Below are 8,428 nucleotides of genomic sequence, written 5' to 3'. Positions count from 1 at the left end.
CTGTTAATCTTCAGATAGTTATTAAAGCTGTCCTGTACCGGAGCCTTGTACTTTGGGGTTCCGTTCATGTATTTGCGAACAGATTGCCTTGAAATTCCTAATTTTCTGGCTATTCCCCTGATTGACTGTCCTTGTTTAGAAAGTTTATTGATCTGATTTTGAAAGATTGAATCAAACATCTTGTAATACCGTTTTTTCCTTACGAGATATTCCGGCATTTTACGATTTTTGGCTTTTTTCATGACCACTCCGTTGTCTGTTTTTTCTTGTTTGCAGGTGGTCAACTTTAATTCGTTTAGGTGGTCAACTTTTGCGATCGTTTAACAGTTCCTGAATCATGGTTTTGCCATGTTTACTTTTTTATTGCCTGTTGCAGGTGTTCAATATACAGTCGAAAAGCGGAGTAAATACCGTTATTAATCACAAATACGTCTGTCATGTTAAGGTACTTTCAGGTCTGTGTTGTAATATTGATGTAACAGGAAAGAGGATTTATCCGTATTGATATTTTTAGGTGAATAATGGAACAGGATTCCCAAAAGAACGTTGCTGATGAATATGAAGACTGTCGCAGAAAGCTTGCCGGCAGAAATGATTCCATTCTGAAAAAGCACATTAATGAACCTGATTTCGGGCTGGTACCCGAAAAGCCGGTATTTCTGGAAGGTATTGCCGAGACCAGCCGTTTTCTGGACAATCTTACAACCAGCGACGGAACCAAGGTTTACGGCATCCGCAAGGATGCGGCTCAGATTTCCGGAATTGCCGGACTGGTCGACTGCTATGTGATGTATTACAAGAAGAAGGGGATCTTTTTCAGAAGAAGCATCAGAATCGGCAGAATTTATGTCTGCGAATACTGTAATAAAACCACCTGGCTGGCGCCGAGAGGTTATTCCTTAAGCTGCAGAAGGGTAAGGGAAGAATAATTTCAGAACTGCGCGTAATCCGGCCGGCCGGTATTCTGCACGCGTGAGTTTTCAGGATGAATCCCGTGACTGATGACGGGGTTCTCTTTTTTTATTTTGGGTACAGAGTTTCAATTCAAATCAGCCAGAAACGCGCAATGATCTGCGTTGAAGACAGACAGGTGCGGAATATGCCGGCTTCAGTGTAAGGCACAGCCGAAGAACACGGCGGGAATGTGAACCTCAACCCGCCTTTAGGCAGGGGAGAATATCAGGGCTTTACGCGGTGAACCGTTTCGAAACGGTATTCCTGAGCAGCGTCAGGATATTTGCTGCGATCCACCGGACTGATGAACATTTCATACGGTCTGGCGCATACCTTGTATGGAGGATAAAGAGCTTCGTAGATTACGAGTTTTTCACCTGTTTCGGTGTGTGAGGCGAAAGCCACGATACGGTACAGGTATTCTGCGGTATCCTGATTGACGTATTCTCTCTTGAAATGACGGACAATGTCTCCGACTCTGAATTCGCGTAGTTCCCCGTTTCTGCTTTCAGCGGTCATGGATTCTCTCCTTTTTCTGTGATTAAAATCTGATGGTCTGCCAGTTTCTTTCTGCTGCTATATGCAGCAGCTTTTCACTGTGTACGCCGGGATTGGCCACAAAAGCGTGATCCACGGTTTCGAGCAGAGGTATGTCATTAATTGTATCACCATATCCGCTGCTGTCTTTTAGATTAAGTCCTTTTTCCTGACACAGAGCCTTTAATCTTGCTCTCTTGCCTTCCTGATGGCAGAAATCGGGATATACGTCCCTGATGCGTCCTTCCTCGTCGTATTTTACTCTGGTGGAGATGAAAAAGTCGGCTCCGATGAGTTCAGCCGTCTGCTTAACCAGAAGATCCATGGTTGCTGATGCCAGAATAATCACATGTCCCTCATTTCTGAATCTGCTGATAAGCTCCTGAGCTTTAGGGTAGACATGCGGTTTAAGGTAGTTTTCGCGATAGTCATCGAGCAGATCCTTTAGTTCAGCTTCGGTTTTTCCGGCTATGGGCTTTATGACATAACGGTAGTACTCCAGAATATCCAGTGTGCCGCTGTAGAATCTGGCTCCGGCTTCACGATTGAAATCCATATAGTCAGGAGTAATGATTTTATGGTCTATGAGGCATTTGAAAAACTGATCGTTGCTGTCACCCCTCAGGATGGTGCCGTCGATATCAAAGATTTTAAGAGCCATGATGATTTCTCCTGCCGTGTTATGTGAACAAGCCGGCGGATGCAGAGACGACTGCAGACCGCCGGGATTCATATTGTACAGGATCCGGAACATGTATGCTTTATGTTTTTCACGGCGGAATTATTCCTCAGTCACTGCTTTTTCTGCCGATGCGGTGGAAAGACTTGCTAAGAGGCGGTCTGTTTGCCGCGGTTTCTCAGTTTTTCAGCCATGGCAAGGATTTTCTGGTAGCATTCATTCATTTCATTGTTAACCATGTTTGACTGGTATCTGTATCTCTGGAAGCAGGATGAAACCTTGCTCAGAGTGATGGAGCTGAATGAATAGAAGCCCAGCTGCGACAGCAGGGAGAACATGTTGATGTTATACGGATCCAGATTGTCTGAGAATGTGTATCCGCAGTCGTTCGGAGCCAGAAGTCTTTCATGGTTTCTGCCGTATTTGGCGATAAGCTTCGGCAGGAAATTGTAGAACCGTTCCACCGGGTAGAATGATCTCAGTGCGGTACTGCCGGCATTCTGACTGAAGTATGATTTTATGCTGTAGGGACGGGTTACGGGAATGTTGTGCGGAGTGAAACGGTATCTGCCGTACCAGTCGGTAATCTTGCCCAGGAATATGTTTACTGTTTCTTCGTTTGCGTCCGCTTCATCCTGCAGAAAGTCATCATAGTATTTGCGGATGTCCCCATGGGAAAAACCGCAGATGCATGTTCCCTGATCACTGTAGCTTACGTCGGAAATATATGGAAGTCCTTCATGCTTTTCCGTGGAAAGCGCGAATTTGGTTTCACCGCAGAGCAGCAGCCAGTCAATGTATTCCACCTGGTCATAGAGAGCATGATAGAAATCAAGCATTTCATTATAGAGGGCAGGGAAGTTGACGACTCTGTCCTCCAGAAAACGCAGGAACGGCTGATCGTAGTTATCTATGAGGAACACAATCTGTCCGGTGGGACTGGTTCTGGCAACAGCACGTATGAAGTGCATGGTGAGCCAGTAGGTGTTCAGTTCGCTGTTAAGCTTGACCTGAATGTTCTGTTCGAACAGATAAGACTTGTAGTAGGAGTAGATGAAGCTGCGGAAACCTTCGGCTGACTGAATCTTGCGGTCGGAAAAATCGAGCTTGAGAACTGTCTGCTTCGGAATTTCCATGTCCATGGTGGCGATATTCAGGTTTCTGATGAAGGAATGCTCCACTCCGTTGGTGAAAATGAATTTGATGGTATCAAGAAGCAGGGTTTTACCGAAACCCCAGGGCCTGATGAGTATTTCGAACTTGTTGTGCTTTTTATACAGGTTGGCTATCTGAGAGGTTTTGTCGATATAGATGTTTTCTCCCAGAATAAGATCGGAAAAGCTCTGATGAGAGGTGTTTTCGAAAAAGTTCATACCCTTAACCCGTATAAGTTTAACCTGCATGCGCTGCTGAATAAACACGGTATAAGGACACGGTTTACCGGCAGCCGACGATACAGATTAATTTTAAAGACTTTTAGTGCTTTTGAGTAGTGCTTTTGTTAAATTTGAATGACTGGCTCTCAGTTGCTCACGTCAGGTTCCGTAAGATTGCGGATAGATTACGGTTTTCAGCTTTTTTTCATGTTGAATGTTTCCGGCTTTGAATCTGTAAAAATCTTAAAATGAAAACAGATCCGACGAATCGGTATAACAATGAATATAAACTGATTTGACTGATTGAGAGATAAAAGGAATCTGTTTAGGTGGGGCCTAGCTGCATCTCGGTACTTCCAAAATTCCACGCTGGTTGCTTCCTTCCGGACCTGGCCGGGTACGCAGACATGGAATACGAGAGAACCAAACCCCATTACTGAGATTGTCTGTCGCTTCAGACATTGACTATCTTATGCCAATTCCGGAAAAGTGCAAGAGCTTTTTGCATTAAAAACCGAAAAAAAGGTCTGTTTGATTGTTTTTTGTTAAGTGTATCGTAAAAAACAGGGGGCAGGCATTGGTAACAGGTTATTTTGTGTACAGACCTGTTACCGTAAGGACTACCAGTTGAACAGGGTGTCCAGAAAATTCAGCAGCATGAAGATAGGTGTCGCCAGAAATGTGGTCATTACACCGCAGACTATAAGACTCAGTGATGAGTATGCTCCCTGAGTTTCTCCCTGCTCGTTGGCGGCTGAGGTGCCTACGGCATGGGCGCAGGCTCCGATTGCAAGCCCCTGGGCTTTCGGATTGCGTACGTGAAAAAGCTTCATCAGCGGAAAGCCTATTACGGCTCCGAGAATGCCGACACCGCATACAATGCAGGCGGTGATGGAGCTGATTCCTCCCAGACGGTCTGACACGTCCATGGCCAGGGGAGTGGTAATGGATCTTGCCCCGAGGGTAGGAATCATATTCTGATTCACGCCCATGAGATGGCAGCTTACATAGGCAATCACAAAGCTTATGAGGATGGAAACCGTGCAGCAGATGAGAATCGGTACCGCCTGTGACTTTATCAGCTTGAACTTGAGGTAGAGCGGAATTGCCAGTGCCACTATGCATGGTTCAAGCAGCCAGGTGATGACGGAGGTTCCATCCTGATATTCCTTCGGATCCGCTCCCGTAACCAGAATCAGGGACACGATGATGATGACAGGAATCAGCAGCGGATTGAGAATCGACCATCTGGTTTTCATCTGGATGGCGCGGACAAGAAAGAACAGTCCTACGGATAACGGCAGGGCGACATAGTACATCCACTGATGTCCGGTAAAAAATGACGTAATGTAATCCATTGTTATCTGGCCACTCCTGAATCTGACTCTGCCACAGCCGGGACGCTCAGAGTTGAAAGCTTCCGTTTCGCCAGCTTTTTGAATCTCAGAGCCCGTTTATACATAAGCTTGCGCTTTCTTCTTTCCTCCGGGGTTTCGCTCATGTGCTGGAACATTCTGCCCACCACCAGAAGAATCAGGGCTATACCCGATACCATGTTGAAGATAATCAGCACCATGGAGGAGTAAACCTCATTGAGATAGGTGATGATGCCGATGGCTGAAGGCATGAACAGCAGGGCCATGTATTTGAGGAAAAGCGAGCCTGACGGCATGATCCAGTCAAGTCTGATGATTCGAAACTCCAGGCAGAGGAACAGAATCAGCAGTCCGACAATGCTTCCCGGAAAAACAAAGGGAAGGAGTGACGAGATCTGTTTTCCGACAAACAGACAGGCGTATATAAGAAGAAAACTTATGGCAAGCCATAATGTCTTTTTAAGAAAAGCGGTCATGAAGCGTACCGTCCTGTTTCTGAATATTTTGATATGTATCACATTATACTCCGGTGATCTCATTATGCAACATAATGAACGGAGTACCTGATTTTTTAGGCGTGAGAGACTGTATTCAGGTTAAAAAATTGTATACCGGTGTTAACTTTATGTGTCGAATAGGATAAAATGACCGCCGTGAATATGGCGGTGAACGGAAATGTTCTGCCGCATCGGTTTTGAAACAAGCAGGTATAAGCCGAAAAATAGCGGATTTTTCGGTGTATAATATCGGTTATCTGAAAGTGATTACCCAGATAATCCGATAAAGCCTCCTGTTTTCGTGCAGCATGCCCGGGGCTGAAAATCCGGGACGGTGCTGATTTGATTCGGAATCCGGTTTTTTAAAAAACGGATGTCTGTTATTTGTTTTTGTATTTTTTGGAATTTTGGGTATGCAGTGGATTGATTACGCCATCATCGGTATTATTGCGGTAAGCGCTCTCATCAGCTTAATCAGAGGATTCATCAAGGAAATCCTGTCTCTTGTGGCCTGGGGTGCGGCTTTTTTCGTGACCGCCAACTTCTATGACGCTTTTTCAAAGCTGATTACCTTTACCGATGATACTGCCGTAAGATATGCGGTTTCTTTGTTCGTGCTGTTTATCGGCACTCTGATGATTATCGGTTTCGTTAATTACATCATCACTCTTGTTTTAAAGAAGACCGGACTTTCCGGAACGGATCGCATGCTCGGTACCGTGTTCGGAGCGATAAGAGGCTGTCTCATTGTTCTGATTGCGGCCTGCGGTCTTTCCCTTGCTTTCAATTACGGTTTCTTCACCAAGTTAAAGAGCGAACCGTGGTTTAACGATGCCAAGATTCTGCCTGAGGTTCTGCACCTTGCGGATTCAACCCTGAAGTCTTTCGGTCTTGAGAATCTCGGCAAGTCAATGGTTACCGGCTATGCCGCAAAAAATGAGACCGTGGAACAGAAGGCTGAAGAAGCTCCTGTTGCAGAAAAGGCTGAAGGAGCTCCTGCCGCCGATGCCGGCGTGACCGTTGAAGAGGAAAAGCTCGACTGACGTATTTTCTGAACCGTATGCATGCGGTTCGGTATTTTTATTGAAAAAATCCCTGCTTTCATGCCATGCCCAGTATGGCCCCAGAAATTGATCACCTAAGTTTCTAGGTCATACTAACAGAATTTAAGGCTTGTTTCCTGAAATTAATTGGAGACCAGGCCTTTTAGTTTTTTACAAACCCTGTCAGTGTTGTACCAATTTATATAATCTTTTTGAAAGTCCCCATTTTCTATAGGTATAAGCTGTTCCGTAGCTTTTATGATCTTCAACAATTTGAAGCTTTTCTTCATAAGTTAATTTCATAATAACAAACCCCGTTATCAATCAGGTGAGCAATAACAGGGTTCATACTAGCCGGAGCAGGGATTTTTTTTGGAGTGCGTAATGAGATTCAGGTTTTTACTGTCAGTAAAACTGAATTTTTATATAAAAATAATGTCTGATATAAGGGAATATGGAATCTTTCTGATGTGAATGCGGATAAAATGTATGACATCAGGTGAGATCTCCGTAAAAAATTTCACCGTTTTTTTACATGTTTTTATGTGTTTGAGAATTCTGTCTACTTTTAAGACATGTAATGTTCTTATATTTGAAGTATGAGGAGTGCTGTTTTCTGAGGGCTGACTGTAAAAAGTTAATATTTTTTTCAAATATTTGATTTAGGTTAGTTTACAAATAAAGCACATTAAAGTAGCATTAAAATTTAAAGTGCAGGTTTAGTTCGGAGTGAAGATAACGACGGAACGCATGGGAAAAACAGGAAAATACCTGTAAAGTCTCATCGGATCTGCGGTGTTGTATTTAATGGAATTTATAAAGATACAGGATGTATCGTCGGGTTTTGGGCTCGAAATGCAGGAGGGAGGTAGTTGTGATGAGAGCAGTTTCAGGACATAACTATTTTCGTAAATTTCGTAAAGGCTTTTCACTTATAGAACTGGTCTGTGTGATTGTTCTTCTGGGAATTCTGGCAAGTGCTGCCGCTCCGAAGTACATGGCACTGCAGAGGGATGCCAGAATAGCCAGACTGGAGGCTCTGAAAGGGGCTCTGAAGTCGGCTGATTCGATGATTATGGCCAAAGCCGCGGTTCAGGGGGATAACCTCAATGCTGAATCGTATACGGACACGAATAATTATTTTGAATATAACGGTGTTAAATATTATAAGAAATACGGCCATATAGATCGTAACAATATGGGCTACTTTATTGATGGAACACCTCCGGGAGCGGTTGATAAAGGTATTGCCAAAAGCCGTACGGAAAAAGTTGCCGGTCATCAGTTCCGTTGCAGAAGTTTTGTCGGGGTGTGCGAGTATGAATGGTGTGACTGTTATGAGGCTAAAACGAAAGTTCCGGGATTCCCTAACGACAATGGTAAGGTAGTCGGCAATTCCGGTCAGACCTCTGGCGACGCCGCCAAAGCCGCTCAGTATTTTATTCCTCACGGCATGGAACCAAGCAAATTCGAGACTGACCTGTGTCTGGTGGTTTATCAGCAGCCTGTGAAACTGAAAGACGGTTCCATATATCCGTCAAAGGTTGCCGTTATAAGTGACGGGTGTTAGAAAGGGCTGCCGGACGTAGGATGTCAGGCTCCGGAGAGTATCGTAAAGACCGAGGCTGTCGCCTCGGTTTTCTTTTTCTGTGAGAATATTTTTCAACCCTAACTCCGCAGATCATAGTTTCTAATTTTTGATGTGCTTCTTAGGGTAAGGTATGCCAAATAAGTCGAAGAGATCTCTGGTTTTTTTAGGGATCTCTTTTGTTATGTAAGAACCTATTCCCGGGGCTTTGGTAGCCTGAAGCTTTTTAAGCTGTATCATTGCCTTTTCCAATGATTCTCCAGGGAGTACTTTTCCCTCGGCTTTATGTCCTGCAGCGGTGACGCACATCATCATCCTCAATGTCTGAGCCAGAAGGTGAATGAATATTTTTCCCTTATATGTTGAACCTGTTGCGTA

General features: G+C 44.4%; 11 protein-coding genes and 1 other RNA gene. 3 read left to right on the top strand and 9 right to left on the bottom strand.

The annotated features are described in order from the left end of the window. Positions 1 to 242, bottom strand: a 242-nt coding sequence (locus T489_RS0111405; protein WP_031580157.1) for a helix-turn-helix domain-containing protein, incomplete at its 3' end; no start/stop codon positions are given. Positions 243 to 521: 279 nt separating this feature from the next. On the opposite strand from T489_RS0111405, the gene T489_RS0111400 reads away from it, so the two are divergent. Continuing rightward, entirely contained in the window at positions 522 to 929 is a 408-nt protein-coding gene (locus tag T489_RS0111400; RefSeq protein ID WP_031580156.1) for a hypothetical protein, read from the top strand. Positions 930 to 1,179: 250 nt separating this feature from the next. On the opposite strand, the gene T489_RS0111390 is transcribed toward T489_RS0111400, so the two are convergent. The 6 genes from T489_RS0111390 to T489_RS14465 form a co-directional block, all read right to left on the bottom strand. Further along, entirely contained in the window at positions 1,180 to 1,473 is a 294-nt protein-coding gene (locus T489_RS0111390) for a DUF1653 domain-containing protein (protein ID WP_051622084.1), read from the bottom strand. A 22-nt stretch (positions 1,474 to 1,495) separates the two neighbouring features. Further along, entirely contained in the window at positions 1,496 to 2,152 is a 657-nt protein-coding gene (locus tag T489_RS0111385; RefSeq protein ID WP_198020478.1) for an HAD family hydrolase, read from the bottom strand. 167 nt (positions 2,153 to 2,319) lie between these two features. Continuing rightward, positions 2,320 to 3,543, bottom strand: a complete 1,224-nt coding sequence (locus T489_RS0111380) for an AAA family ATPase (RefSeq protein ID WP_031580153.1) — start codon at positions 3,541 to 3,543, stop codon at positions 2,320 to 2,322. Positions 3,544 to 3,877: 334 nt separating this feature from the next. After that, positions 3,878 to 3,975, bottom strand: an RNA gene (ffs, locus tag T489_RS14750) — signal recognition particle sRNA small type. A gap of 191 nt (positions 3,976 to 4,166) precedes the next feature. Further along, a complete protein-coding gene (locus T489_RS0111375; protein WP_232218317.1) occupies positions 4,167 to 4,904 on the bottom strand; it encodes an LrgB family protein in 738 nt (245 codons plus the stop codon). A gap of 2 nt (positions 4,905 to 4,906) precedes the next feature. Then, entirely contained in the window at positions 4,907 to 5,440 is a 534-nt protein-coding gene (locus tag T489_RS14465) for a CidA/LrgA family protein (RefSeq protein ID WP_051622082.1), read from the bottom strand. A gap of 392 nt (positions 5,441 to 5,832) precedes the next feature. On the opposite strand from T489_RS14465, the gene T489_RS13765 reads away from it, so the two are divergent. Further along, positions 5,833 to 6,462 carry a CvpA family protein gene (locus T489_RS13765; protein ID WP_084155514.1) on the top strand — a complete coding sequence of 210 codons (630 nt, stop codon included), beginning with the start codon at positions 5,833 to 5,835 and terminating at the stop codon, positions 6,460 to 6,462. A gap of 143 nt (positions 6,463 to 6,605) precedes the next feature. On the opposite strand, the gene T489_RS15790 is transcribed toward T489_RS13765, so the two are convergent. Then, on the bottom strand, positions 6,606 to 6,752 hold the full coding sequence (locus T489_RS15790) for an IS3 family transposase (RefSeq protein WP_369791980.1): 147 nt from the start codon (positions 6,750 to 6,752) through the stop codon (positions 6,606 to 6,608). Between the two features lie 587 nt (positions 6,753 to 7,339). Between T489_RS15790 and T489_RS15720 the strand changes: the two genes are divergently transcribed. Further along, on the top strand, positions 7,340 to 8,032 hold the full coding sequence (locus tag T489_RS15720; RefSeq protein ID WP_051622080.1) for a type II secretion system protein: 693 nt from the start codon (positions 7,340 to 7,342) through the stop codon (positions 8,030 to 8,032). Between the two features lie 120 nt (positions 8,033 to 8,152). Here T489_RS15720 and T489_RS15275 read toward each other — a convergent pair. Further along, a partial coding sequence (locus T489_RS15275; RefSeq protein ID WP_031580148.1) for a hypothetical protein occupies positions 8,153 to 8,428 on the bottom strand: 276 nt, incomplete at its 5' end.

This window comes from Ruminobacter sp. RM87 (genome assembly GCF_000701925.1).
GTDB classification, from domain to species: Bacteria; Pseudomonadota; Gammaproteobacteria; order Enterobacterales; family Succinivibrionaceae; genus Ruminobacter; species Ruminobacter amylophilus.
This window is presented reverse-complemented; position numbering and strand designations above follow the sequence as displayed.